The organism is Sphingobium sp. WTD-1 (assembly GCF_030128825.1).
GTDB lineage: Bacteria > Pseudomonadota > Alphaproteobacteria > Sphingomonadales > Sphingomonadaceae > Sphingobium.
In genome coordinates this window covers 2,087,564-2,114,274 of sequence record NZ_CP119127.1, presented here as the reverse complement: position 1 = coordinate 2,114,274, position 26,711 = coordinate 2,087,564, and the positions used below count along the sequence as shown (strand labels likewise).

Genomic DNA, 26,711 nt, shown 5'->3' with positions numbered 1-26,711 from the left:
CGGCTGATGCGCGCGCTCTCCACTTCGCTCGTCGTCCTCGCCATGGTCTCCATGGCCGCGTCGCCCGCCTTCGCTGCAAAGAAGAAGCGCGAGGTCGAGCGCGAATATTATGCGCCGACCGTCATCGCCCAGCCCCAAGCCCCGCAGGCCAATGGCTCGATCTTCCAGGTGTCGACCGGCTACACGCCGCTGACCAGCGGCGCGCGCGCCGGCAATGTCGGCGACATCATCACCATCGTGCTGGTCGAACGGACCCAGGCGACCAAGAGCAACAGCGCGGACACCAACCGCAGCGGCTCTATCGGCCTCAACCCGCCAACCACCGGCCCGCTGTCCAAGCTGTTCTCGTCCAGCGACATCGCTATGGGTGGCAACAACACGTTCACCGGCAAGGGTGCGGCGACCCAGTCGAACGCGCTCAACGGCGAGATCACCGTGACGGTCGCGGCCGCTTATCCCAACGGCACCATGCTGGTGAAGGGCGAGAAGGCACTGACGCTCAATCGCGGCGACGAGTTCATCCAGATCAGCGGCCTGGTCCGCCAGGCCGACATCGGCCCGGACAACCGCATCCTGTCGACCCGCGTGGCCGACGCCAAGATCATCTATACCGGCAAGGGCGAGATCGCCCGCGCCAGCCGCCAGGGCTGGCTGCAGCGCTTCTTCACCATGATCAGCCCCTTCTGATGGAGACCCGGACCGCCATGACACGCCTGTTCCGCTTCCTCCTGCCGCTGCTGGCGCTGATCGCCGCGCCGGCCCATGCCGAACGCGTCAAGGATCTGGGCACCTTCCAGGGCGTCCGTCCCAACCAGCTGACCGGCTATGGCATCGTCGTGGGCCTGGCTGGCACGGGCGACGACAGCATCGAATATACGGTGCAGGGCATGAAGGGCGTGGTCTCGCGCTTTGGCCTGACCCTGCCCGCCGGCGTCAACCCGGCGCTCAAGAACGCCGCGGCCGTGCTGGTGACGGCCGACCTGCCCGCCTTTTCCAAGCCCGGCCAGCGGCTGGACGTCACCGTGTCGGCGATGGGCAAGGCCAAGTCGCTGCGTGGCGGCACGCTGATCATGACGCCGCTGCGCGGCGCCGATAACGAAATATATGCGATGGCGCAGGGCAATCTGGCCGTTGGCGGCCTGGGCGTGTCCGGTGCCGATGGCAGCCAGGTGTCGGTGAACATCCCGTCGGCCGGCCGTATACCCGAAGGTGCGACGGTCGAGCGTGCGGTTGCCACCGGCTTCGACACCGCGCCGACCCTGACCTTCAACCTGTCCGAAGCCGACCTCACCACCGCGCTGCGCGTGGCCGACGGCATCAACAAGACCTTCGGTGATCGCCGCGCCCGCGCGATGGATGCCGTATCGGTCGCGATCGACGCGACGCCGGGTGCCGAGGAACGCATCCTGATGATGGGCATGATCGAGAATATCGAGGTCACGCCCGCCGATGCCCCTGCCCGCGTGATCGTCAACGCCCGCACCGGCACCGTCGTCATCAACGGCGCGGTGAAGATCCATCCGGCCGCCGTCGCCCATGGCAAATTGACCGTCAGCGTCAATGAAAGCCCGCGCGTGGTTCAGCCTGCGCCCTTCAGCCAGGGGCAGACCGCCGTCGAGCAATCCTCGAACATCAGCATCGACGAACAGAAAAAACCGATGGTTAATTTTAAAGGTGGGGCGTCGCTGGCCGATATAGTCAAGGCGGTCAACGCCATCGGGGCCTCCCCGGCGGACATGGTCGCGATCCTTGAGGCGCTGAAACAGGCGGGCGCGATGAAAGCGGAACTGGTGGTGTTGTGATGCAGGTATCGAACGCAACCGCGGCGAGCGGCACGTCCAACCCCTTCGAAACCAAGGCTGCGCTGCAGAAGGCGGCACAGCAGTTCGAAGCCGTGTTCCTGCGCCAGATGATCGGCGCGATGCGATCGGCCAGCCTGGCCGAGGGCATCACCGATTCGAGCGCGACCCAGCAATTCCAGGACATGGCCGATGCCCGCACCGCCGACGCCATGTCGACAAAGGGCGCGATGGGCATCGCCGAACTGCTGATGCACCAGTTCGGTGCCCGCGTGAAGGACGACAGCACGGCCGCGACCGGCACCGCCACGACGGCTGAGGGCGCATGAGCGACCTGTTCATCATCGGTGCGTCGGGCACCAAGGCCTATCGCACGGCGATGGCGGCCATTTCCGAGAATATCGCCAATGCCAGCACCGACGGCTATGCCCGCCGGTCGGTGACGACGGTGGAATCGGGATCGTCGACCGCGACCATGGCGACCTATGTCGCCAAGGCGAATTTCGGCGGCACCCAGGTCGCCAGCATCAATCGCGGCACCGACCCCTATCTGGATGCGTCGGTGCGCATCACCGCCATGGCGCTGGGCAGCGCGAACGCGCGCGTGCGCTGGCAGACCGACATCGAAACCGCGCTCAATGACACCGCCACCGGCGTCGGTCAGTTGATGACGACAATGTATCAAAATCTGGACAAGCTGGCGGCCAGCCCGAGCGACACGTCGCTGCGCGTCACCACGCTGGACAGCATCGGCCGCGTCGCGGAATCCTTCCGCCAGACCGCCGCCGATCTGGAAACCATATCGACCGGCATCAATACCGAGGCGCAGGCATCGGCCCAGACGATCAACCAGCAATTGTCGTCGCTGGCCGCGATCAACAACAGCCTGCTGCGCGCACAGCCGGGCACGTCGGCCTATGCCCAGTTGCTCGACAGCCGCGATTCGGCGCTGCAGACCCTGTCTTCCAACCTGAATGTGACGATCAGCTTCGGCGCGCATGACAGCGCAGAGGTCAGCTATAACGGCACCACTTTGGTATCGGGCGACACCGCCGCGTCGGTCGCGGTGACGGCGTCCGCCACCGATGGGCGCCTGTCGCTGGCCCTGTCCGACGGCACGGCACTCGCCGCCCCGTCGAACGGCACGCTGGGCGGTCTGTTCGCATCGGCCGACACCACCGCCGAACGCCGTGCCAGCCTCGACACGCTGGCCGAACAGTTCGCCACCGACGTCAATGAGTGGCATGCGCAGGGCTATACCGATACCGGTGCCAGCGGCGTTCCGCTGCTGTCCTATGGTGGCAGCGCCGCGACGCTGGTGGCGCTGGACGTGGAGCCGGAAGCTCTCGCGACCAAGTCGGCCGACGGCACGCTGAACGGCAATCTGCTGACGGTGTCATCGACCCTGCGCGGCAGCGGCAGCGTCGAACAGGGCTGGACGGCGCTGATCACCAGCAACGCCAATCTGCTGACTGCCAGCACGGCGGAAAAGACCACGGCCCAGAGCCGCAGCGACCAGGCGGTCGCCGCACGCGAAGCGGTGAGCGGGGTCGATCTCGACATGGAGGCGGCGGACCTGCTGCGGATCCAGCAGGCCTATTCGGGCTGCGCCAAGATCCTGCAAGTCGCCAAGGACACGGTCGACTCCATCCTGCAGATCATGTGACGGAAGGACGCTGAGACATGGTAGGCATCACCAACAAGATCATGCTCGCCGAGATCCGCCGGCAACAGCAATTGTCGCAGAGCATCGTCGACGGGCAGACCTCGATTTCGACCGGCATCACCCTGAACAAGCCGTCGGACGACGCGCTCGCCTGGGTCCAGGTGTCCGACATCGGCCGCGCCCAGGCGCAGCAGTCAGCCTGGCAGACCAATGTCAGCTATGGCACGACCCGCGCCGGCAATGCCGAAGCCAATCTGGAAGAAATCAACAATCTGATGACGCGGGCGCAGGAACTGGTGACGTCGGCGCGCAACGGCGCGCTGAACGACACCAGCGCCGCCGCCATCGCCGAGGAATTGAAGACGATCCGCACCACGGTCGGCGAATTGCTGAACCAGAAGGATTATCAGGGCGTGTCGGTGTTCGACGACGGCCAGAGCGTGCTGGTGCCGGTGAGCCGCGGCCTCAACCTGGCAGTGGTCGGCACCAAGCAGGAAATTTCCGAGAATATCGACGTCAACGGCACATCGATGTCGCTGGACGATATCTTGGGCAAGGCGATCGACGCGGTCGAGGGCGGCAATGACACCGACCTCGCCAGTTCGCTGGATGCGATCCAGATCGGCCAGAATCGGGTCGTGGTGGAGCGCGCCAAGCAGGGCGTGCGCGCCGACCGGCTGGAGGTGATCGGCACGCGTCTGACCGATGTCGACATCAACCTGTCGGAACGGCGCGACACGCTGGAATCGGCCGATCTGACCACGGTCATTTCGAACGTGAAGGCGCAGCTGCTGCAGCTGGAGGCGGCCCAGTCCGCCTTTGCGCGGATCAACCAGCAGACCCTGTTCGACCTGATCAGTTAAAGGCGGCGAAAAAGCGTCGCCGTCCTAAAGGGGACGGTAACCAGTCCGTATTAACCAGAAAGGGACTGGCGCCACGGGGCGCCGACGGAGCCACCGCCTCCAGGCGCATTTTCGGGGAACACCATGTTTGCAATCATCGGCCTTGTCGTGCTTTTGGGCATGGTCTTCGGTGGGTTCATCTTCACCGGGGGCGACATCGGACCGGTGCTGCACGCCCTGCCCCACGAAATGATCATCATCGGCGGCGCCGCCGTCGGCGCGCTGATCATCGGCAATTCGGGTTCCGACCTGAAGGCGCTGGGCGGCGGCCTGGGCAAGGTGTTCAAGGGACCGCAGTACAAGAAGCAGGACTTTCTGGACTGCATCTTCCTGGTCAGCAAGCTGATGAAGACGCTGCGCGTCGAAGGCCCGGTGGCGCTGGAGCCGCATATCGAGGATCCGGGCACCTCGCCCATCTTCGGCGAATATCCCAAGCTGATGAAGGACAAGACGCTGATCCACCTGATCAGCGACACGCTGCGCCTGGTCGTGGTGTCGTCCGGCACGCTCGATCCGCATGCGGTCGAGGAAGTGATGGATAACAGCCTCAAGACCCATCATCATGAAGCGCTCAAGCCCGCCGACAATCTCCAGGGCCTGGCCGACGCCCTGCCCGCACTGGGCATCGTCGCCGCGGTGCTGGGCGTGGTGAAGACCATGGGGTCGATCGACCAGCCGCCTTCGGTGCTGGGTGCGATGATCGGCTCCGCGCTGGTCGGCACCTTCCTGGGCGTGCTGCTCGCCTATGGCATGGTCAATCCCTTCGCCAATCGCTGCCGCGCGGTGATCGAGCAGGACGGCGCCATCTATCATGTCGTCAAGCAGATCATCATCGCCTCGCTGCACGGCCATCCGCAGCCGCTGGTGATCGAGGCCGCCCGTTCCAGCCTGATCCATGCGAACCAGCCCGGCTTTGCCGAAGTGTTCGACGGCATGCGGAACAAATAAGCCATGGCGGAGAAGAAGCGCGGCGCGAACGAGCCCGAACCCCGGCCGATCATCGTCAAGAAGATCATCGTCGAAGGGCATGGCGGCCATCATGGCGGCGCCTGGAAGGTGGCCTATGCCGACTTCGTGACGGCGATGATGGCCTTCTTCCTGCTGATGTGGCTGCTGGGTGCGACCACCGAAAAGCAGCGCAAGGCGCTGGCCGACTATTTCACGCCGACGCTGGTCGAACTGAAGATGAATTCGGCGGGGTCCACCGGCATGTTCGGCGGCGACAGCCTGATGGCGAAGGAAAATTACCCGACCACCGGCGGTCAGGGCAATCTGGCCATCACCATCCCGCGCGACGCCACCGGCACCAAGGACCAGGGCGGCAAGGCTTTGCGCGCGGCCGACCGGCAGAAGTTCGAGCATATCAAGAAGCAGCTTGAGGACCGCATGTCCAAGAAGGGCCTGGCCCGGCTGCGCAAGAATGTCCGCTTCACCGAAACCCGCGAAGGGCTGCGCATCGACCTGATCGACGAGGCGGATTTCGCGATGTTCCGGTCGGGCACCGACCAGTTGCTGCCCGAAGCCAAGGCGCTGATCGCCGAGGTCGCGGACGCACTGGCGACCATGCCCAACCCGCTGATCGTGCGCGGCCATACCGATGGCCTGCCCTATGCGTCGGGCCGGAGCATGAACAACTGGATGCTGTCGTCGGCCCGTGCGGAATCGACCCGCAAGGCGCTCGCCGAAACCGGCATTCCCAATGCCCGCTTCGCCCGGATCGAAGGCGTCGCCGATCGCGAGCCGTTCGTGAAGACCGACGCCTATGATCCGCGCAACCGGCGCATGTCGGTCATCCTGGGCTGGACCCGTGGCGGCAATGCCTCGGCCGACGAGGATGAGGCGCAGGATCCCGAAACCCAGGCGGCGATCAAGGAGCGGGACGATCCGCAGCGGATCGCGCGGGAACAGGCGCAGAAGCTGGACATGGGTGGCACCGGCCTGCCCAGCGGCGCGGCGCTGATCAACCCGACGGCGGCCGGGACATCGTCCAAGCCGGGCAAGCATTGAGGCGGACAGTCGGGGCGGCAAAATAGGAAATCGCCGCCTTAACTTCCCATATTTCCCGCACATTCGGCAATTTTGATGCAGGGGTTGGAAATCTTGTTTCCAACCCCTGCATCGTCATGTCCGGCCGAAATCCCATCGCGACGCAGCATAAGTCATGATGCGCCAATAGGACAGGCCGGGGTCGGCTCACCCCCGTGCGGGCACGGCCTGCCCCTTTGTTGCACCTTTTTGCGGGCGATTGCCTATATGGACTCCTCCTCGCTTGATGCCCCATGCGGCGTCGCAACGTTCCAAGGCCCTGATTATTGGCCGACATTGCCTGTCCGATGGCTGTGAGGCGCGCCCGCGTGCCCGCCTGGACGGGCCGGGAGAATAATGTGTCCACATCTGCCGCGCATGCCGCGCGCCACATCCATTTCGGCTGGTTCAAGCGCCACCGCGACCTGGAAGTCGATGATGTCACCGTCGTCGACCGGTCCCTGCTGAACCGCGCGGTTGGCGCCGCAGCGTTGGGCAATGCGATGGAATGGTTCGATTTCGGCGTCTACGGCTATATCGCCGTTACGCTGGGCCATGTCTTTTTCCCGTCGAGCGATCCGGCGCTGCAGTTGATCGCGACCTTCGCCACCTTCACCGTCGCCTTCCTGGTCCGGCCGCTGGGTGGACTGGTATTCGGGCCGCTAGGCGATCGCTATGGCCGGCACAAGATATTGGCGATGACCATGATCCTGATGGCGGTCGGCACCTTTTCCATCGGTCTCATCCCCTCCTATGCGCAGATCGGCATCGGCGCGCCGCTGATGCTGCTGGCCGCGCGGCTGGTGCAGGGCTTTTCGACCGGCGGCGAATATGGCGGCGCGGCGACCTTCATCGCGGAATATTCGACCGACCGGAAGCGCGGCCTGATGGGCAGCTGGCTGGAGTTCGGGACGCTGGGCGGCTATATCGCCGGCGCCGGCACCGTCACCGCCCTGCAAATGTCGCTGAGCGAGACGCAGATGCTCGAATGGGGCTGGCGCATTCCCTTCCTGGTCGCCGGGCCGCTGGGCCTGCTCGGCCTCTATATGCGGCTGAAGCTGGAGGAGACGCCAGCATTCCAGGCCTATAGCGAACAGATCGACGCGCGCGAAAGCGAGCGGCCGGGGCTTGGCCCCCTGTTCCGTGTCCATTGGCGGCAGCTGCTGAAGTGCGTCGGGCTGGTGCTGGTGTTCAACGTCACCGACTATATGCTGCTGACCTACATGCCCAATTATCTCAGCGTAACCATGGGTTATGCCGAGACTAAGGGGCTGTTGCTGATCATCATCGTGATGCTGGTGATGATGCCGCTCAATGTCATGGGCGGGCTGTTCAGCGACCGGCTGGGCCGGCGACCGATGATCATCGGCGCCTGCGTCGCGCTGATGCTGTTGTCGGTGCCGTGCATGCTGCTGATCGGCACGGGCAATGACGCGCTGATCTTCCTGGGGCTGATGCTGCTGGGGATTGCGCTGGTCTGCTTCACCAGTTCCATGCCCTCCACCCTGCCCGCGCTCTTCTATACGCCGGTGCGCTACAGCGCGCTGTCGATCGCGTTCAACATCTCGGTCTCGCTGTTCGGCGGCACGACGCCGCTGATCACCGCCTGGCTGGTGCAGAAGACCGGCGATCCGCTGGTGCCGGCCTATTATCTGATGGGTGCGGCGCTGATCGGCCTGCTGACCATGCTGACGGTGCGCGAGACGGCGGGCATGCCGCTGCGCGGATCGCCGCCGGCGGTGGCGAATGAGGCCGAGGCGATCGCGCTGGTCGAAAGCGGCGAGCCGGTGACGGTGGACAAGGCGCTGCCCGACCTGCCGCCGGTAGCCCCGTTCGCGGTGGAAACGCCGGGCATGATCCGGCCGCTGGCGAGCTAGGGCCAGCGCTTTTCCGACGCTGCGCCATCGGGCCTGTGTCCCTCCACCACTCGCTACGCGAGCGGTCCCCTTCCCCAAGCGCGCTTGGGGAGGAAGGGGAATGGCCATCAGGCCGGGAGGACGAGGCTGGCTTCGAGGCCGCCGCCGGGGCGGTTGGCGAGTTGGAGCGCGCCGCCATGTTCGGCCATGATCGCGCGGACGAGGGCCAGGCCCAGGCCAGCGCCGCCGGTCTCGCGGTTGCGCGATCCTTCGAGCCGGGTGAAGGGCTCCATCATTTCGCCCATCTTGTCCTCGGCAATGCCCGGCCCTTCGTCGGCAACGATGATGCGGATCATGCCATGCTGATGCTGGACGCTGACATGGGCGCGGTCGCCATAGACGATCGCGTTTTCTATGAGGTTGCGCAGCGCGCGGCGGATCTGCTGGGCGCGGACGAAGGCAACGGCGCGATCGCTGTCGATCATGTCGACCGGTGAACCCAGTTCGATGAAATCCTCCACGACGGCGTCGGCGAGCGAAGTGAGGTCGACCTTCTGCGCCGTCTCGCTGCTGCGGCCGGCGCGGGCGAGCGAGAGGATGTCGTCGAGCATCCGGTTCATTTCCTCGATCGTCTCGGACATGCGGGCGCGCTCGCCCTCGTCATCGACGGATTCGGTGCGGACCCGCAGGGATGCGAGCGGGGTGCGCAGATCATGGCCGATGGCGCCCAGCATCCGGTCCTTCTCGTCCAGCATGGCGATGATGCGCGCGCGCATGGCGTTGAAGGCGGTGGTGAGCTGGCGCACGTCGCCCGGCCCGCTTTCCTCGACCGGATCGGCCGAGCCGGTCTTCGCGAACTGGCGGGCGGAGCCGGTCAACTGCTTGAGCGGGCGGGCGAAGCGGCGGCCCATCCAGAGCAGCGGAATGAGGACGATGACGTAGAGGATGAGCGTCTGGGCCACCAGCCAGCCGCCGAAACGCGGCGGGCGGCTGCCGATGCGGGCCATCGCGGTCACCCATTTGCCCGGTTCATATTCGACCGCCAGAGAGAGACGGCCCAGACGACGATCGCCCGGCTGCTCTCCCGTCGCGCGACGGCGTATCTGTTCCCAGCGACGCTGCGGCATGATGCGACTATCTTCCGTCGCAACCACCGAATGGACGGTGAGGCCGATATCCTCGAACATGGCGACCGCTCGCGTCTCGACATCCGGTCGAGGCTTGCCGGCAAGGACGGGCCGCGTCGTCGAAAATTCCACATTGCGCCGGTCACGATCCTCTTCCTGCCCGCGATCACCGCGCCTTGGCCGCCGATCGGGGCGGATATCGAGCGCGTTGATGACCCGATAGACGACCGGCGCGGTCTGGCTGGTCAGTTCGACCCGATTGCGTTCGCGCAGCAGCAGGCCGAAATTGATCGCCTGCGCCACGAACAGCGCGATCGCGACCAGGATGATGATCTGTCCGACCAGGCTTTGCGGCCAGAGGCGCAGTTGCTTCACAGTTTGCGGACCTCCGCCGACAGGGTGTAGCCGCCGCCCCAGACCGTCTTGATCAGCGTCGGGTTCTTCGCATCGGGCTCGATCTTCTTGCGCAGGCGGCTGATCTGGTTGTCGATCGCCCGGTCGAAGGCGTTCGCCTCGCGCCCTTGGGTGATGTCGAGCAACTGATCGCGGCTGAGCACCTGATTGGGCCGGGTGGCGAAGGCCAGCATCAGATTATATTCGGCGGTCGAGAGCGGCAGCGACACCCCCTCGGCATCGACCAGGGTGCGTTCCTGCGTCTTCAAGAGCCAGCCGGCAAAGGCATAGGTGGCGCCGTCGGGCGCGGTAACGCGCTGACCGCCGGTGGCGACGCGGCGGAAGATGACCTTGATGCGGGCGACCAGTTCGCGCGGCGAAAAGGGTTTGAGCACATAATCGTCGGCGCCCATTTCCAGCCCGACGATGCGGTCGGTCTCTTCGGAGCGGGCGGTAAGCAGGATCACCGGAATTTCGCTGGTCTCGCGGATATGGCGGCACAGCGACAGGCCGTCCTCGCCGGGCATCATGATGTCGAGGATGACGAGATCGATGGCATTGGCGGCCAGACGCAGCCGCGCCTCCGCCGCATTCTCGACGGCGGTCACGCGGAAGCCGTTGCGGGAGAGATATTGGGCCAGCGGCTCGCGGATCGATCGCTCGTCATCGACGAGCAGGAGATGGGGACGTTCGCTCATTTTGCCTGTCTGTCATGCCGGGGGACGGGTTGGAAGGGCGAAGGCAGGGGAACCTTCGCCCTTCCCCCTTGGGACGATCGACTGGAGCGGGGCGCTAGGGGGAAAAGCCCCGCTCCGGATCGTCGGCGCTGTCAGCCGATCAGTTAGCCGGCGGCGGGGGCGGACCCTTGCGGTCCTGCCACTGACCACGCATCGCCTGACGGGCGGCCTTCATTTCCTCCGCCGTGACCTTGCCATCCTTGTTGGCGTCAGCCTTGTCGAACATGGCGAGCGGGCCGGCCATGAACTCTGCCTTCGTCACGGTGCCGTCCTTGCCGGCGTCACCAAAGCCGGGACCGCGGTGCATCATGCCGCGGCCGGGACCGCCATGGCCACGCCCGCCCCAGCGCTTGCCGTCCGGGCCGCCGGGCTTGCCGGTTTCCGGGCCGCGATCGGCGCGCGGCTGATGACCGGCCTGATACTCGGCCTTGCTGATCTGGCCATTCTTGTCGGTGTCGAGCGCGGCGAAGCGTTCGTCCAGACGCTGCTGGCGGCGGATGTCGCGATCCTCCTTGGTCAGCTTGCCATCCTTGTTGGCGTCGAGCTGGGCAAAGCGGGCTTCGAGCGAGGCGGTCAGTTCCGCCTTGGTGATGGTGCCGTCCTTGTTGGCGTCGGCCATCATCATGGGACCACCGCGCATGCCGCGCGGCCCCGGACCACCATCCTGCGCGAAGGCGACATGGGTGGCCGCCAGCCCGCCGACGAACAGCGAGCCGACCGCGACGGTGGCGAAGAATTTGCGGAGCATTGGGTCTTTCCTTCCAAGTTCAGTCGTGGATGGCGTGTCGACCATCCTTGACGTCGCTTATCGGCAAGACTTGTCCCGCAACTTTGTCATGTCACCCAATAGTTTGTCGCAATTTGTATCGGGCGTCTTTGTTTGAGAACCGCACCGGCCCGCACCCCCACCCGGCCTCCCACAGTATATCCTGGATGGGAGGTCGGGTGGGGGCGCGGGCCGGTGCCGCGCTAAATCAAAGACCGTCGCGGCGACCCAGTAGGCGCAGGCGGAGCGCATTCAGTTTGATGAAGCCCGCCGCGTCGCGCTGGTCATAGGCGCCGGCGTCGTCCTCGAAGGTGACGACCTTCTCGCTGTAGAGCGTGTAGGGCGACTTGCGGCCGACGACATAGACGCCGCCCTTGTAGAGCTTCAGGCGGACCGTGCCGGTCACCTTTTCCTGGCTGTGGTCGATCGCCGCCTGGAGCATCTCGCGCTCGGGCGAGAACCAGAAGCCGTTATAGATCAGTTCGGCATATTTGGGGGCCAGCTCATCCTTCAGATGGGCAGCACCACGGTCGAGCGTGATCTGCTCGATGCCGCGATGGGCCAGATGATAGATGGTGCCGCCCGGCGTTTCATACATGCCGCGCGACTTCATGCCCACGAAGCGGTTCTCGACCAGGTCGAGACGGCCGATGCCATGCTTGCGGCCATATTCGTTGAGGGTTTCGAGCAGGGTCGCGGGCGACATGGCGATGCCGTTGATCGCGACGCCGTCACCACGTTCGAAATCGACCGTGATATATTCGGGCGCGTCGGGCGCGTCTTCCGGGTTGACGGTGCGCGAATAGACGAAGTCCGGGGTTTCCTCCCACGGATCCTCCAGCACCTTACCCTCCGAAGAGGTGTGCAGCATGTTCGCGTCGGTCGAGAAGGGGCTTTCGCCACGCTTGTCGCGCGGGATCGGGATCTGGTGCTGTTCGGCGAATTCGATCAGCTTGGTGCGGCTGGTCAGATCCCACTCGCGCCAGGGGGCGATCACCTTGATGTCGGGCTGCAGGGCGTAATAGCCGAGCTCAAAGCGGACCTGGTCATTGCCCTTGCCGGTCGCGCCATGGCTGACGGCGTCGGCGCCCAGCTGCTTGGCGATCTCGATCTGGCGCTTGGCGATCAGCGGACGGGCGATCGAGGTGCCGAGCAGGTAGAGGCCTTCATAGAGCGCATTGCCGCGCATCATCGGGAAGACATAATCCTTCACGAATTCCTCGCGCAGGTCGTCGATGAAGATATGCTCTTCCTTGACGCCCATCAGGCGGGCCTTGGCACGGGCGGGTTCCAGTTCCTCGCCCTGGCCGAGATCGGCGGTGAAGGTGACGACTTCGCACTGATAGGTCTGCTGCAGCCATTTCAGGATCACGCTGGTGTCGAGGCCGCCCGAAAAGGCGAGGACGATACGATTGATCTTTTCGGACATGGTGGGCGACTCTTCTGCAGGCCAATGATGGCGTGGGATATAAACCGCGCGCCGGTAACAGGCGGGACGGGCAAGCGCAACAGCGCGGGGGTGCCTGTTGGAAGCTACGGGCCTTAACTTCCCATATTTCCCGCAGATTTTGACATAATCTTGCTGAATGCTGATCCTATCGGAAAGCGCGCTGCCCTCCCCTATCCCCTGCTTCTATCAGGCAAAGCGGACTGTAGGACAGGCAAGACAAAGGGGACGATGGCGGGCCACCGTCCCCTTCATTGTCAGCTCAGGGCGTCGATCAGCTGGTGCGCGGCTTGAACAGGCCCGGACGGGCGCGGTCGCTGCCGAAGCGATAGACGGTCTGGCTGCGATCGGTCGCCGCGGCGCTGGCCGGGGTTGCGACCGGCGCGGCGCGGGCGACCGGATCGGCCGTGCGGAGCGCCTGTCGCTGGGCGAGCAGGAAATGGGCGCGGCGACGGCGGTTGCGCTGGGTCAGGAAGGGATTGTCGCGGCTGGGGGCAGCGGCGACCATCGCTTCGACATCATTGCCCGGCGCGGCGGCGGCCAGCGGGGTGCGTACAGCGATCGGAGCTACAGACGCGGCAGCCGGTGCGAGGGGCATCGGTGCCGGGGCCGGGCCGGTTTCGATCGGCGTAATCGCTTCACGCTGCATCTCGACACGCTGGCGGCGGCGACGGACGATGGCTGTGGCGCCAAGGCCGACCAGCAGCAGCGAACCGCCGCCCAGCGCCAGCAGCAGCGCAGGATCGATCAGGGCCGAAGGCTGTTCGGCCGGCGCGGCAGCCGGGGCCGGTTCGGCAACCGGGGTGACGGCGGCCGGTTCCGGAGCCGGCGTTGCGACCGGGGCTACGGGTGCCGGCGCTTCGGTACGTTCAGCCGCGACCGAGGTCGGAGCAGGCGCCGGGGCGGGTTCGGAAGCAGGTTCAGCCCGGCGGACTTCCGCACGGCGCAGTGCCGGGGTGGCCGGGGCAGCGCGGCTTTCCTGCGCGGCGGGCGCTTCAGGCTGCGGCTCCGGGGTCGGCGGCGTCTGTTGCACGACCGGCTGGCTGGGCGCGAAGACCGCCGCCGCCGGGGTTGCAGGCGCTGTGACAGGCGCGGCGGGTGCGGGCTCTGCCGCCGGTACCGCAGGAGCGATGTCGACCGGCGCGGTCGGCGCCGCCATGGGCGCGGCCGGCGGGGGCGTCATCACCTCCTGCGCGAACAGGGGCGTTGCGGACAATGCCAGGACAGCGGCGATCGCGGCCGAGGCGGGACGGATGGATCGAATATTCTTGGTCATAGCGATAGATCAACCGCCGACCATCTCCATTAGCCTCAAACATATCGTCAAATGCGGGACGATCTGTTTTCCAATATCGATGAATTGAAAAATCCCGCTTCAATATGAACGGATGTTCATTCCGAACATGAAAAACAGATTTATATCATGACTTCACGGCATCAAATATCGTCACCAGACTCTTCCTCGCGCTCAAGACGCGCGCCGTCCAGCAGAGCCCCCTTTCGACGTTCTTCTTTCTGATCGGCAAGTTTCTGTACCTTGGTCCGGCCGAACTTGGCGCGATTGCTGTCTGCCGCCTGCGCCTTGTCGGCCCGATCCCTGGCCTTGCGCGCCAGACGAAAATTAATGACGTTGCTCATCTTCCATCCTTGGTCCTATGGGGAATAGTGCCACAAAGATCCGCGGCAGCACCAGTCGCCTTCGGCCCGGCCATACAGGAAAATCATGCCCAGCATCCATGACGTCGCCGCCCTTGCCAAAGTCTCGATCAAGACGGTGTCCCGCGTTGTCAACAAGGCACCGAACGTCAGCGACGAACTGCGCGAACGGGTGAATACAGCGATCGAGCAACTTGGCTATCGCCCCAACCAGTCGGCGCGGCGGCTGGCCGGTGGCCGGTCGTTCATGATCGCCTATCTCTACAGCAACCCCGCCCCCGCCTATACCGGCGGCATCCAGTCGGGTGCAGCGGCGCGCTGCCGCGACCTTGGCTATCATCTGGTGGTGGAGCCGATTTCCGACGGCGGCGAGGAGCGGATCGAAGTGCTGGACCGGCTGGTCGCGGCGCTGCGCCCGGACGGCGTGTTCCTGGTGCCGCCGCTGTCCGACGACGCGCTGCTGCTCGACCGGCTGGCGGAAATGAACCTGCCCTGCGCACGGATTGCCGGCACGGCGGACGCATCCAGGGGCGGCATCAACATGCCGACGCCCGAACATGCCGCCGGACGGATGGTGGCCGATCATCTGGCGTCATTGGGCCATAAGCGGATCGCGGTGATCACCCCGCCCCCGACCCACAAGGCGGCGCTGCAGCGCGTCGAGGGTTTTCGCGAGGGGATGGCGGCGGCCGGCCTGCCGATCGACGACAGCCTGTTCATGCAGGGCAGTTTCGATTTCGCGTCCGGCATCGCCTGCGCTCAGGCGCTGTTGCAGCGGGACGACCGGCCGACCGCGATCTTTGCGACCAACGACCCGATGGCGCTGGGCGTGCTGACGCTGGCGCATGACCTGGGCCTGCGCGTGCCCGAGGATCTGTCGGTGGCCGGGTTCGACGATACGCCCGCGAGCCGCACCAGCTGGCCGCCGCTGACCACCGTGCGCCAGCCGCTGGACCATATGGGCCGCGCCGCGATCGACGCGCTGATCAATGGTCCGGGCGAACCGCCACGCTTCACCTTCTCGCTGGTCGCGCGCGGCAGCACCGGCGCGGCGGCGTAAAGCGGGACTGGTGCAGGGAAGAATTGGAGCGGGTAGCGGGGATCGAACCCGCATCACAAGCTTGGAAGGCTAGTGCTCTACCATTGAGCTATACCCGCAACCTGTTGAAGAAGTTCAGAATTTATCGGCTTTTCCAGGGCCATTCCGCCTTCTTGCCGTCGGCGTTCCGACAGGCTGCTGGACGGGCGGATAATGCAGCATGATCCACCCGTCAACCTTGTTACAGGGGCCGTGTTACAGGAGCCGTGACACATCGGCCCCCTGCCCCTCCTTTAATCCTCATGCCCTTCCTGCGCGGTCCAGACCTCATGCGCGTCGATCTGGATGCGTAGGATCGCGCGCAGCAGGGTGGCGCGGGCGTCGATTTCCTGACGGCGGCTCTCGTTCGCCTGACGACGGGCAAGCAGCGTATCGGCGAGGTCGATCTGGCCCAGTTCATACCCCCTCTTAGTCCGGGTCGCGGCGGCGGCGGCGCTGGCGGCGGCGTTTGCCATGCTGCGCCAGACCGCTTCGCGGGCGCGGACATTGCTGAGATCGGCGGCGGCGGTCGCCTCTATCTCGCGCCGCACGCGGGCGAGTTCCAGTTCGGCCGCGCTGGCGTCCGCTGTCGCCTGATCATGAGCGGCGCGGCGATAGCCACCGCCCAGAGGAATGGAGCCGACCAGACCGACGCCCTTTTCCAGCCCACCCCGTTCGCTGAAGACGCGCACGCCGAAGGAGGGGTCAGCGAAGCGATCGGCCGAAGCGCGGCGAGCGACCATGGCCAGCCGCTGCGCCTCCCGTTCCGACGCACGAATTTCATGGCTGCGCTCGATCACCAGATTGCGCAGATCCTCCAGCCCCGTGGCGGGCATGGCCGGATCGGCAAGCAAGGGCGCTTCTTCGGGCAGAGCAAGGCCGGGGAAGCCGGCAGCGAGCTTCACCCGCGCCTCATCCCGCGCCGCGCGGGAGCTTGCGGCCTGTGCCTCCGCCTGGGCCAGCGCGGCTTCAGCCTGGTCCACGTCCAGCAGGGACGCATCACGCAACTGGGCGCGGCGACGCACGGCCGCCATATCCTGCGTCAGGCTGGCGGCGGAATCGAGGTCAGTGCGATGCTGAGCACTGGCGACCAGCCAGTCATGCCAAAGATCGGAAAAGGTGAGCGCGGTCTGATGCCGCACATCCTCCATCAGATTATGGGCGACTTCGACGCCCAGTTCGCCGGCCTTGCGGTCCAGCGACGCCTTGCCGGGCAGGCGGAACGGGCGGGTGAGGTTGACATCATATTCGCCATAATCGCCCTCCCCCTCGGCCGAGCGGCGCGACACCGTGCCCTGGAAGGTAAATTCATGGCTGCCCCGGCGGAGCATGGCGGCGCCGGCCTCGGCCGAGCGCACGCGCGCCTGTGCTGCGGTCACGGCGGGATGGCTATCAAGCGCTTCGACCACCAAGGGTTCGGGCGGCAGGTCGGTGCGCTGGGCGAAAGCCGGCGTGGTGATGAGGGCGGTGGCCGTCAGGAGAAGCGCGCGGATCATGCGATGCGCCCCCGTACCGCGACCGGGCAGGCGTGCCAGCGGACCGGATGGCCACGCCGCGCATCGGTGACGGCGGCGACCAGCGGGTCGATATCATCCCCCGCCACGATCAGGTCGATCGCCGCCCGGCGCAGCGTGCCGCGCACCTGCTCGCCTGCGCCGGCATCGCCGAAATCGCGGCCCAGCACCTGCTCGTCGCGCAGATGGAGCGGCGCCGGGGTGCGGCTGCGCAGGGCATCGGCCACGCCATCGCGGTCGATCGCGGCGCAATAGAAGGTCAGCAACATGTCGGTCATGATTGGGCTTCCGTGGCGCCTTCACCGAAGCGCTCGAACAGGATGGGCAGGAGGATGAGGGTGAGCAGGGTCGAACTGATCAGCCCGCCGATCACCACGATGGCGAGCGGCTTCTGGATTTCCGACCCCGGCCCGGTCGCGAACATCAGCGGGACAAGGCCGAAGGCGGTGATGCTGGCGGTCATCAGCACCGGGCGCAGCCGACGTTCGGCGCCCAGTCGCACGGCCCGGGCCATGCTCTGCCCTTCTTCGCGCAACTGCCGGAAATAGGCGACGAGGACGAGGCCGTTGAGCACGGCAATGCCGAGCAGGGCGATGAAGCCGACCGAGGCGGGCACGGAGAGATATTGGCCCGACACCCAGAGCGAGATGATGCCGCCAACCATGGCGAAGGGGATGTTGGCGAGGATCAGCAGCGACGCGCGCATCGAGCGCAGGGTCATGAGCAGCACCAGCAGGATCAGCAGCAGCGCGGCCGGGATGACCAGCATCAGCCGGGCGGAGGCACGCTGCTGATTTTCGAACTGGCCGCCCCAGACCATGCGATAGCCGGCCGGCATCTTGATCTCGCGATCGACGGTGGCGCGCGCCTCATCGACATAGCCGACGAGGTCGCGGCCGGAGACGAACGCCTGGACCAGCGCGTAGCGCGAGCCATTTTCATGGTCGAGCTTGACCGGCCCCTCGGTGCGCTCGACCCGCGCCATGTCGCTGACCCGCGCGACGGTGCCGTCGGGGGTACGCAGCGGCAGGTCGGCAAAGCGGGTCGCGTCGCTGCGGATCGTCTCGTCGCCCTTGACCAGGATCGGCACGCGCTTCTGCCCGTCGGCGACGACGCCGGCATGCACGCCCTCGATCTGGGCGCGCAGCGTGTCCTGCATCTGGTCGATCGGCATGCCGAAACGGCCGGCGGCGGCGCGATCGATATCGAGCTGGAGATAGTCGACATGGTCGTTGGCGACCGTCATCACCTCCGAAGCGCCGCGCGTCTTCGACAATATCTTCTGCACCTGTCCGGCCAGGTCCGACAGGGTGGCGAGGTCCGGGCCGAAAATCTTGACGGCAAGGTCGCCGCGCGATCCGGTCAGCATTTCCGAAACGCGCATCTCGATCGGCTGGGTGAAGGTCGGTTCGATGCCCGGCAGCCTGTCGAGCGACTTGCGGATTTCATCGACGACGAAATCCTTGTCGCCGCGCCATAATTTCTGCGGCTTCAGCACCACGAAACTGTCGGTCTCGTTCGGGCTCATCGGGTCAAGGCCGATCTCGTCGGTGCCGACGCGGGCGATGATCTGCGCGATTTCGGGCACATCCTTCATCAGCGACTGTTGCACCGCCGTGTCGCCCAGCACCGACTGGTCGAGATTGATGGTCGGCAGCTTGGCGGTCTGGACGATCACCGAGCCTTCATCCATCGACGGCATGAAGGTCTTGCCGACCGCGCCATAGGCCAGGCCCGCCAGCACCAGGCCGAGCGCGGCCAGGCCATAGACCAGCCGTTTGCGGCCAAAGGCACCGTCGAGCAGCGCCCGATAGCGCGGCGTCAGCTTGCGCATGATCCAGGGTTCGCCATGATGGCCGGCCTTGAGGCCGAGCGAGGCGAGCACCGGCACCAGGGTGAGCGCGATCAGCAGCGATCCTGCCAGCGCGAAGATGATCGTAAGCGCAACCGGGGCGAACAGCTTGCCCTCCAGCCCTTCGAGCGAGAGCAGGGGCAGGAAGACGAGCGCGATGATGACGATGCCGGCCGACACCGGCACCACGACTTCGCCGGTGGCGCGGTAGACATTGTGCAGCCGGGGCGGGCCGTCATCCTTCGCATGGTTCAGCCGCTCGACGATATTTTCGACCACCACGACCGCGCCGTCGACCAGCATGCCGATGGCGATGGCGAGGCCACCCAGGCTCATGAGGTTGGCCGACAGGCCCATGCCGCGCATCATCAGGAAGGTAACGAGCGCCGACATTGGCAGGGTCGCGGCCACGATCGCCGCCGCACGCCAGTCGCCCAGGAACAGGATCAGCAGGATGACGACCAGGACGGTCGCCTCGATCAGCGCCTTTTCCACCGTGCCGACGGCGCGGCCGATCAGGTCGGAGCGATCATAGAAGACGGCGATCGTGGTGCCCTGCGGCAGGGTCTTTTCCAGTTCGGCGACGCGCGCCTTGACGCCATCGACCACGGCGCGGGCATCGGCACCGCGCAGCGCGATCACCAGCCCCTGCACCGCCTCCCCCTTCCCGTTAGCGGTGACCGCGCCATAGCGGGTCAGGCTGCCGGTGCCGACGGTCGCGACATCGCCCATGCGGACGATGCGGCCGTTGCGGGTGGCGATCACCATCGACTGGAGGTCCGCTTCCGACTGGATCGCACCGACAGCCCGGACGATCAGCGATTCCTCGCCCTGCGACAGGCGGCCCGCGCCGTCATTGCGGTTGCCGCGCTCGATCGCTTCCTGAAGATCCGCGATGCTGAGGCCCGCGCTGGCGAGCGCGATCGGATCGGGCCGCACCTCGAAGGTGCGGACATAACCGCCCAGCGCGTTGACGTCGGCGACGCCCGGCACGGTGCGCAATGCCGGCCGGATCGTCCAGTCGAGCAGGGTCCGCTTTTCCTCCAGGCTCAAAGGCCCGTCGATCGTGAACATGAAGATGTCGGACAATGGCGTCGAGATCGGCGCCATGCCGCCCGATACCGCCGGGGGCAGATCGCCCATCACGCCCGACAGGCGTTCGGCGACCTGCTGGCGCGCCCAGTAGATGTCGGTGCCATCGACGAAATCGATGGTGATGTCGGCGATCGCATATTTGGCCGAGGAGCGCAGGATCGCCTGCCCCGGAATGCCCAGCATCTCCATCTCGATCGGAGTGATGACGCGGCTTTCCACCTCTTCCGGCGTCATGCCGGGCGCCTTGAGGATCACCTTCACCTGGGTCTGGGCGATGTTGGGATAGGCATCGACCGGCAGGTTGACGAAGGCCCAGGCACCCAGCCCGGCGGTCAGCAGGGCGAGCGCGATGACGATCAGGCGATAGGAGAGCGCCCAAGCGGCCAGCGATTTGAGCATCCCGCCTTACTCGCCCATCGCCAGCGGCTTGAGCGCGCTGGTGCCCGCGACGACGACCTGTTCGCCCGGCTTCACGCCGGAGAGGATCAGGACATGATCGCCATCCTTGCCGCCGGCCTTGACCGGGCGCGCAATGACGCCGGCGCGGGTGCGCACGAACAGCATGTCACCGCCGGGCAGCGTCGTGACGGCGGCGGCGGGCACCATGGCGGCACCGGTCGGTGCCGGGCCGAAGATCGACAGGCTGGTGGCGCGGCCGGCCATGGCGCCGGGGCCGGCCGGCAGCTTGGCCTTCAACGTTACCGATCGGGTGGCGGGATCGATGGTCGATCCGACCGCGGTCACGGTGCCGCGCAAATCATCGCCCAGCGCCACGGTCATGCCGGGCCTCACCTGACCCGCCAGCCGCTCGGGCAATTGCGCCTGTGCTTCATATTGGCCGGCCGCATCGATCACATAGGGAGCAGTAGTACCATCGACGACGCTGCCGGCATGGATGGTGGCGCTGGTCACGCGGCCGGCGATCGGCGCAGTCAGCGTGTAGGTGCCACTGGCGCCCGATCCGTTCACCATCGTCAGGATGCGGCTCTTTTCCGACACATCGGCGCGGGCCTCGCCCAGCACGGCATGGGCCTCGTCCGCGCGGGCGCCAGCGATGATGCCTTCGCGTTCCAGTTGCGACAGGCGGCTGGCGCTCGATTGCGCCACGCCCAGCCGCGCGCTCGCGCGATTGAGGTCTGCGCCCATGGACAGGACATCGCGGCTGGAGACGATCGCCAGCGGCTGGCCGCGCCGCACTTCCTCGCCCTCGACCACCAGGATGCGGGTGACGACGCCGGGGAAGGTGGCGGCGACCGCGACACGGGCGTTGGGCGGCGGCGCGATCAGCGCGGGCACGACCGCAATCGGCGCCTCGGTGGCAGCGACGGCCGCGCCGAATTTCAGACCCAGCCGGGCGATATTGTCCGCCGTCAGCGGGATCGATCCGTCCGCCGGCCGCGCCGCAGCGCTGTCATTGGCGGGCGCGGCCTGCTCCCCCGAACAGGCGGCAAGCGTCAGGAGGGCGAGGGCGCCGGGCAGGCGCACGAATCGGAATAGCGGGACCATGGCCCCGCCCTATGGGATCAAACTGACGAGACCCTGACGAGAGGTTTTCGGACGATCAACGCGGCGACGCGAAGTCGAGCACCAGTTCCTGTGCATCGGCCACGCTGGAGAGGGTACCGCCATGCGCCGCCATGATGCGGGCGACAATCGCCAGCCCCAGCCCGGCGCCTTCGCTGCTGGCATGATCCGCGCGGCGATGGCGCTGGACCAGTTCGGCCAGTCGCTCGGGCGTAAGGCCGGTGCCGCCATCCTTCACCCGCAAGCGCGGGCCGGGACCGGCGATCACGGTGACGGCGCCACCCGCCGGCGTCACCCGCAGCGCATTTTCGACAAGGTTGCGCAGCGCCGCCGCCACCGTCTCACGCTGTCCCATGATCGGCGCGACATCGCCGACGCGGGTCAGCGACAGGCTCTTGTCGGCCGCGATCGCGCCGGGCGCCATCAGGCTGACAATGTCGGCCCCGACATCCTCCAGCCGGACGCTGTCGCGGATCGACTGGGCCACGCTCTGCGCCTCGACCCGCGCGAGCAGCATCAACTGGTCGATCAGGCGGCGCATCGCGATCACCTCGGCGCGCAGACGCGGCGCGTCGGGATGGTCGAGCCCGTCCAGTTCCAGCGCCAGCACGGCGAGCGGCGTGCGCAGTTCATGTGCGACATCGGCGGCGAACGCTTCATGGTCGCGCGCCGCCTGGTCAAGCTGGCCGAGCAGGCGGTTTACGGCCTGGGCGAAGGGCACGGCCTCGGTCGGGAAGGCGGCATGATCGATCAGCACGCCGCGCTGATGGCGTTCGGCCACCTGCAACTGCGCGACCGCCTCTCCCAATGGCGCCAACGCCTGACGGATCACGATCAGGCTGGCCATGCCCATCGGGATGATCAGCACCAGGATCGGCAGGATCACATGCTCGAACAGTTCGCGAAAGGCATGGCGGGCAGCGGCCGGGTCGCCCAGCGCGGTGAAGCTTTGCCGATGTTCGTTGATGATGAAGACCAGCAGCAGCGTGGTGCCGATGAAGCCGACGATCGACAGGCCGATGAAGAGGCGACGGGCGATCGAGCGACGCTGGCTCATGCCGCCGGCTCCCGCAGCATATAGCCGACGCCGCGCACGGTATGGAGCATGCCGCGCGCGCCAGCCTCCTCCAGCTTGCGGCGCAGGCGCGACACCGTGGCCTCGACCGCATTGGGGGTGACCGGCTCGGCAAAGGAATAGAGCGCGCTTTCGATGCTTTCGCGCCGGACCACGGCGCCGGCCTGGCGCAGCAGCAGTTCCAGCAGGTCGGTCTCGCGGCGCGACAGATCGATCGCCTGTCCAGCACACAGCGTCATACGCCGCGCCGAATCGACCAGCAGCGGGCCGAAGCGCAATTCGGTCTGGGCACGCGGCCCCGGACGGCGCATCAGCGCGCGGATGCGGGCGGCAATCTCGTCCACATCGGCGGGTTTCACCACATAATCATCGGCGCCGGCATCGAGGCCCGTGACGCGGTCCTCCAGCGCGTCACGGGCCGTCAGGACCAGGGCAGGCTGCATATGCCCCTGCCGCCTGATGTCCCGCAGCCAGGCAATGCCGTCGCCATCGGGCAGACCGCGATCGACGATCAGCACATCATGAACCTGCGCCGCGATCGCCTCGCTCGCCATGGCCAGGCTGGCGGCATGGTCGCAACTAAAGCCCCGCCGGCCAAGCCCCGCCACGAGGAGGTCGGCAAGGCGACCATTATCTTCCACCAGCAAGAGACGCATGCGCTGCTACATCCATGGCTGCGCGATCGGGAGCAACTCCTTTGTGCAGCTCGCCCGCCAGCGCATTGATGGTAAATGGGCGAGAACGCCTCTTAACCCGGCCTCGTCTTTGCTCTATCGCTCGGCCATGACAAACCCATCCCTGCGCCAACTCGACATTTTTGCGCAGATGGTGGCCGCAGGCAGCCTGACGCGCTGTGCACAGACGCTGGGCGTTTCTTCCGCTGCGATCGAGCGCGACATGGCGTCGCTGGAAATGCGGCTGGGCTATCGGTTGTTCGACGATATTCGCGGCGCGGCGCGGCTAACCCCGGCGGGACGGCGCACGGCGCAGGCGATGACCCTGCTGGCGCAGGACGATCCCGACGATTGGGCCGAGGAAGCGGCGCCCGCCCCTGCTGCACAACCCGCCCCGCCGCCGGAGCTGCTGCTGGACGCGGACGCGCAATTGCCGTCGCTGCCGGCGACGCCGCCGCCCGCCAATCGCGCCATCATCCTGGCGACGCCGGCGCCGGTGTTCGGCCATTTCCAGGATGCACTGACCGCGTTCGAGGCGGCCAATGACGATATCGCCATCACCCTGGACCTGAGCGTCCAGTCGGCGGTCGAGGCGACGCGGGCGATCGAATCGCTGCGCGCCGACATCGCCTATTTCTATGCGCTGGAGGAACCGGCCGGTCTGCCGTCCCGCTATGGCTGGTCGGAACAGGTCAATCTCTATGCCGGGGCGGACCATCCGCTGGCGCGCGCGGGCAGCGTGTCGCGCGGCGACCTGACCATAACCCCGCAACTGGCAGTCGATCCACGCAACGGGCTGCGCCCGATCATCGACGCAGCGCTGGCGCGCGGCAACGCGCGGCTCGGCCCGGTGATGCTGGAAACCGACAATATGTTCGACATCATCACCGCCCTGCGCGAAGGCGCGGGATGTTTCGCCGCCTTTGGCCCGATGGCGCGCGACCTGGGCCGGATGAGCGGCATTCGCCGGCTGGCGCTGGACGTGCCATTGCCCGCAATCGAGGTGCGCCAGACCGTCAATGAACGATCGCTGTCGCGCCCCGGCGTACAGGCGCTGGCGGATTTCCTGTTCCTCTGAACTGATTGCATTGCGGGAATCCGGTCTCGCCCCGTCTTTGATGATGGATCGCACGCCAGCGCGCGCGCCGATGCACGAAAGCCACAGTCGGCAATAATATCGCTGCATCGCAATAGAGCCGCGACAAGCCGCACAAATGGGTCTTGATATGATGTATCATGACCGATAGACGACAGCCATCCGCTCCCCCTGCTAGGATGACTTATCTGATGTTCCGCTCCTCGCCGCTGCGCGCCGGCTGCGCCCTGTCCGCGCTCTGCCTTGCCTTTCCCGCCCTCGCGCAGACCGCCCCCACCCCGGACGCCGGCGACCAGGCCTATCATGACGACCAGCCCGCGATCGTCGTCACCGCACTGATCCCGCGCAAGCAGGGCGACATATTGTCGGGCACCACGGTCGTGTCGGGCGAGAAGCTGACCCGTGAACTGAGGCCGACCATCGGCGAGACCCTGGCGCGCCAGCCCGGCGTATCGGCCACCTCCTTCGGCCCCAATGCCTCGCGCCCGGTGCTGCGCGGCTTCCAGGGCGAGCGCGTGCGCATCCTGACCGACGGCATCGGCAGCTTCGATGTGTCCAACACCTCGGTCGACCATGCCGTCGCGATCAACCCGCTGACCGCCGACCGGATCGAGGTGCTGCGCGGCCCGGCCGCCCTGCTCTATGGCTCCTCCGCGATCGGTGGCGTCGTCAATGTGATCGACAGCCGCATCCCCCGGCGCGTGCCCGACGAGCCGGTGCATATCGACGCGATCGGCACCTATGGCAGCGCGTCGAACGAGCGCACCGGCTCGGGCGAACTGGAAGTGCCGCTGGGTGACAAGTTCGTCGTCCATGTCGATGGCAGCTATTCCAAGACCGGTGATCTCGACACCGGTTCCTATATCCTGACCCCGGCGCTGCGTGCGCAGGCAGCGGCGAGCAGCGATCCCGATATCCAGAGCCTGTCGGGCCTGCGCGGCAAGCTGCCCAACAGCGCGGCAGAAACCTGGGAGATCGCGGCCGGCGCGGCGCTGATCACCGACGGTGGCAATCTGGGCTTCTCGGTCGCCCATACCGACAATTTCTATGGCGTGCCGGTGCGCTATTCGCTCGATCCCGATGGCGAGGCGGAGCAGGTGCGGCTGCACATGAAGCAGGACCGCGTCGACATGCGCGCCGAAGTCCCCGTCAATGGCGGTTTCCTTGATTCGATCCGGCTGCGCGCAGGCTATGCCGATTATCAGCATCAGGAAATCGAGGACACGGGCGAGGTCGGCACCACCTTCTACAACCAGTCGATGGAATCGCGGCTGGAACTGATCCAGACCAAGCGGGGTGGCTGGGACGGCGCGATCGGCGCGCAATTCTTCACCCGCAAATTCTATGTCGTGGGCGAGGAGAAGTTCCTGCCCCGCAACCAGACCGACCAGTTGGGCCTCTTCACCCTGCAGTCGATCGACCTGGGATCGACCCGCGTCGAAGCGGGGGGCCGTTACGAACATACCGACGTCAGTGCCGATGCCGACGAAACGCTGTTCAACCCGGCCTATGATCGCAATTTCGACACCTTCTCCGGCTCGATCGGCGCCAGCCATCAGATCATGCCGGGCTGGCGCGTCGGCCTGAACCTGTCGCGCACCGAGCGCGCGCCGTCGGCCGAGGAACTGTTCGCACGCGGCAATCACGCCGGCACCCAGGCGTTCGAACTGGGCAACCCCAATTTCGGCAAGGAAAAGAGCTGGGGCATCGAAGGGACGGTACGCGGCGAAGGGCCGGGCTACACCTTCTCGCTGTCGGCCTATCATAACTGGTTCTCGGGCTATATTTACGACACCCAGGTCGCCGACGACGCCTGCATGGCGGTGAATGGCGGCGAGGAACTGGAATTCCCCTGCTTCGAATATCATCAGGCCAACGCCCGCTATCTGGGATTCGAAGCGGAAGCCACGGTCAAGCTGGGGCAGATCGGCGGCTACAAGATCAATGCCGATGCCGTTGCCGACTATGTCCGCGCCACCATCATCGACAATGGTCCGGCACCGCGCATCCCGCCGATGCGCCTGATGGGCGGGCTGGAAGCCCAGGGCGATCGCCTGAGCATTCGCGGCGAGGTGGAGCATAGCTTCGCTCAGAACCGCACCGCCGTGCAGGAAACCGACACCGACGGCTTCACCCTGGTCAATGCGTCGATCGCGTGGAAGCCGTTCAAGGACAATAGCCGCACCACGCTGATGCTGTCGGCGAACAATATCTTCGACGTCGAGGCGCGGCGCGCGGCGAGCTTCCTCAAGGATTATGCCCCGCTGGCCGGGCGTGACATCCGCCTAACGGCGCGTCTGTCGATCTGATCCGCCTCCCGGCCTCGCCCAGCGGGGCGCCGGTCGCTCCCTTCGCCTGCCCCTCTGGGCGAAGGGAGCGATTGCAAAAAATGACATTTTCGTTACATAGCGCCGATGGAACGCGCTGCG

The 26,711-nt window shown here is 66.3% G+C and carries 23 protein-coding genes and 1 tRNA gene; 11 read left to right on the top strand and 13 right to left on the bottom strand.

Annotated features, from left to right (window positions below):
* The first annotated feature begins 6 nt into the window (after nucleotides 1-6).
* From N6H05_RS10450 to proP, 8 genes are all read left to right on the top strand, one after another.
* Nucleotides 7-687: a flagellar basal body L-ring protein FlgH gene (locus tag N6H05_RS10450; RefSeq protein WP_284113785.1), complete on the top strand. Its 681-nt coding sequence runs from the start codon at nucleotides 7-9 to the stop codon at nucleotides 685-687.
* The gene (locus tag N6H05_RS10445) at nucleotides 687-1,802 is read left to right on the top strand and encodes a flagellar basal body P-ring protein FlgI (protein ID WP_284113784.1); all 1,116 of its coding nucleotides are present in this window, start codon (nucleotides 687-689) and stop codon (nucleotides 1,800-1,802) included. Before N6H05_RS10450 ends, N6H05_RS10445 begins: the two co-directional genes overlap by 1 nt.
* Nucleotides 1,802-2,128, top strand: a complete 327-nt coding sequence (locus N6H05_RS10440; RefSeq protein WP_284113783.1) for a rod-binding protein — start codon at nucleotides 1,802-1,804, stop codon at nucleotides 2,126-2,128. The genes N6H05_RS10445 and N6H05_RS10440 overlap by 1 nt, the downstream gene beginning before the upstream one ends.
* Entirely contained in the window at nucleotides 2,125-3,465 is a 1,341-nt protein-coding gene (gene flgK / locus N6H05_RS10435) for a flagellar hook-associated protein FlgK (protein WP_284113782.1), read from the top strand. The genes N6H05_RS10440 and flgK overlap by 4 nt, the downstream gene beginning before the upstream one ends.
* Before the next feature lie 17 nt (nucleotides 3,466-3,482).
* On the top strand, nucleotides 3,483-4,328 hold the full coding sequence (locus N6H05_RS10430; RefSeq protein WP_284113781.1) for a flagellin: 846 nt from the start codon (nucleotides 3,483-3,485) through the stop codon (nucleotides 4,326-4,328).
* Nucleotides 4,329-4,451: 123 nt separating this feature from the next.
* The gene (gene motA / locus N6H05_RS10425; protein ID WP_010338868.1) at nucleotides 4,452-5,315 is read left to right on the top strand and encodes a flagellar motor stator protein MotA; all 864 of its coding nucleotides are present in this window, start codon (nucleotides 4,452-4,454) and stop codon (nucleotides 5,313-5,315) included.
* A 3-nt stretch (nucleotides 5,316-5,318) separates the two neighbouring features.
* Nucleotides 5,319-6,374, top strand: a complete 1,056-nt coding sequence (locus N6H05_RS10420; protein WP_284113780.1) for a flagellar motor protein MotB — start codon at nucleotides 5,319-5,321, stop codon at nucleotides 6,372-6,374.
* A 377-nt stretch (nucleotides 6,375-6,751) separates the two neighbouring features.
* Entirely contained in the window at nucleotides 6,752-8,269 is a 1,518-nt protein-coding gene (gene proP / locus N6H05_RS10415) for a glycine betaine/L-proline transporter ProP (protein ID WP_284113779.1), read from the top strand.
* Between the two features lie 107 nt (nucleotides 8,270-8,376).
* On the opposite strand, the gene N6H05_RS10410 is transcribed toward proP, so the two are convergent.
* The 6 genes from N6H05_RS10410 to N6H05_RS10385 form a co-directional block, all read right to left on the bottom strand.
* Nucleotides 8,377-9,750 (bottom strand): sensor histidine kinase, encoded by a 1,374-nt coding sequence (locus N6H05_RS10410; RefSeq protein WP_284113778.1) that lies wholly within the window; start codon nucleotides 9,748-9,750, stop codon nucleotides 8,377-8,379.
* Complete coding sequence (locus tag N6H05_RS10405) at nucleotides 9,747-10,466, bottom strand: response regulator (RefSeq protein ID WP_010338343.1); 720 nt, start codon at nucleotides 10,464-10,466, stop codon at nucleotides 9,747-9,749. The genes N6H05_RS10410 and N6H05_RS10405 overlap by 4 nt, the downstream gene beginning before the upstream one ends.
* Nucleotides 10,467-10,605: 139 nt before the next feature.
* Complete coding sequence (locus tag N6H05_RS10400; RefSeq protein ID WP_284113777.1) at nucleotides 10,606-11,253, bottom strand: EF-hand domain-containing protein; 648 nt, start codon at nucleotides 11,251-11,253, stop codon at nucleotides 10,606-10,608.
* Between the two features lie 226 nt (nucleotides 11,254-11,479).
* Nucleotides 11,480-12,700 (bottom strand): argininosuccinate synthase, encoded by a 1,221-nt coding sequence (locus tag N6H05_RS10395; protein ID WP_284113776.1) that lies wholly within the window; start codon nucleotides 12,698-12,700, stop codon nucleotides 11,480-11,482.
* A 292-nt stretch (nucleotides 12,701-12,992) separates the two neighbouring features.
* Nucleotides 12,993-13,994: a hypothetical protein gene (locus N6H05_RS10390; RefSeq protein ID WP_284113775.1), complete on the bottom strand. Its 1,002-nt coding sequence runs from the start codon at nucleotides 13,992-13,994 to the stop codon at nucleotides 12,993-12,995.
* Between the two features lie 161 nt (nucleotides 13,995-14,155).
* Entirely contained in the window at nucleotides 14,156-14,356 is a 201-nt protein-coding gene (locus N6H05_RS10385) for a DUF4169 family protein (RefSeq protein ID WP_284113774.1), read from the bottom strand.
* 85 nt (nucleotides 14,357-14,441) lie between these two features.
* On the opposite strand from N6H05_RS10385, the gene N6H05_RS10380 reads away from it, so the two are divergent.
* A complete protein-coding gene (locus N6H05_RS10380; protein ID WP_284113773.1) occupies nucleotides 14,442-15,434 on the top strand; it encodes a LacI family DNA-binding transcriptional regulator in 993 nt (330 codons plus the stop codon).
* Between the two features lie 24 nt (nucleotides 15,435-15,458).
* Here N6H05_RS10380 and N6H05_RS10375 read toward each other — a convergent pair.
* From N6H05_RS10375 to N6H05_RS10345, 7 genes are all read right to left on the bottom strand, one after another.
* Nucleotides 15,459-15,532, bottom strand: a tRNA-Gly gene (locus N6H05_RS10375).
* A 174-nt stretch (nucleotides 15,533-15,706) separates the two neighbouring features.
* Entirely contained in the window at nucleotides 15,707-16,948 is a 1,242-nt protein-coding gene (locus N6H05_RS10370) for a TolC family protein (RefSeq protein ID WP_284113772.1), read from the bottom strand.
* Entirely contained in the window at nucleotides 16,945-17,244 is a 300-nt protein-coding gene (locus N6H05_RS10365) for a DUF3240 family protein (RefSeq protein ID WP_284113771.1), read from the bottom strand. The genes N6H05_RS10370 and N6H05_RS10365 overlap by 4 nt, the downstream gene beginning before the upstream one ends.
* Nucleotides 17,241-20,312: an efflux RND transporter permease subunit gene (locus N6H05_RS10360; RefSeq protein ID WP_284113770.1), complete on the bottom strand. Its 3,072-nt coding sequence runs from the start codon at nucleotides 20,310-20,312 to the stop codon at nucleotides 17,241-17,243. Before N6H05_RS10360 ends, N6H05_RS10365 begins: the two co-directional genes overlap by 4 nt.
* 6 nt (nucleotides 20,313-20,318) lie before the next feature.
* Nucleotides 20,319-21,419 (bottom strand): efflux RND transporter periplasmic adaptor subunit, encoded by a 1,101-nt coding sequence (locus tag N6H05_RS10355; RefSeq protein WP_284113769.1) that lies wholly within the window; start codon nucleotides 21,417-21,419, stop codon nucleotides 20,319-20,321.
* A 55-nt stretch (nucleotides 21,420-21,474) separates the two neighbouring features.
* Nucleotides 21,475-22,494, bottom strand: coding sequence for a sensor histidine kinase (locus N6H05_RS10350; protein ID WP_284113767.1), 1,020 nt, complete (start codon nucleotides 22,492-22,494; stop codon nucleotides 21,475-21,477).
* Entirely contained in the window at nucleotides 22,491-23,168 is a 678-nt protein-coding gene (locus tag N6H05_RS10345) for a winged helix-turn-helix domain-containing protein (RefSeq protein ID WP_004208155.1), read from the bottom strand. The genes N6H05_RS10350 and N6H05_RS10345 overlap by 4 nt, the downstream gene beginning before the upstream one ends.
* Nucleotides 23,169-23,295: 127 nt before the next feature.
* Here N6H05_RS10345 and N6H05_RS10340 point away from each other — a divergent pair, with 127 nt between their 5' ends.
* Both N6H05_RS10340 and N6H05_RS10335 read left to right on the top strand, forming a co-directional pair.
* On the top strand, nucleotides 23,296-24,264 hold the full coding sequence (locus N6H05_RS10340) for a LysR substrate-binding domain-containing protein (protein ID WP_284113766.1): 969 nt from the start codon (nucleotides 23,296-23,298) through the stop codon (nucleotides 24,262-24,264).
* Between the two features lie 209 nt (nucleotides 24,265-24,473).
* Nucleotides 24,474-26,591 carry a TonB-dependent receptor gene (locus N6H05_RS10335; RefSeq protein ID WP_284113764.1) on the top strand — a complete coding sequence of 706 codons (2,118 nt, stop codon included), beginning with the start codon at nucleotides 24,474-24,476 and terminating at the stop codon, nucleotides 26,589-26,591.
* The last annotated feature ends 120 nt before the right edge of the window (nucleotides 26,592-26,711 follow it).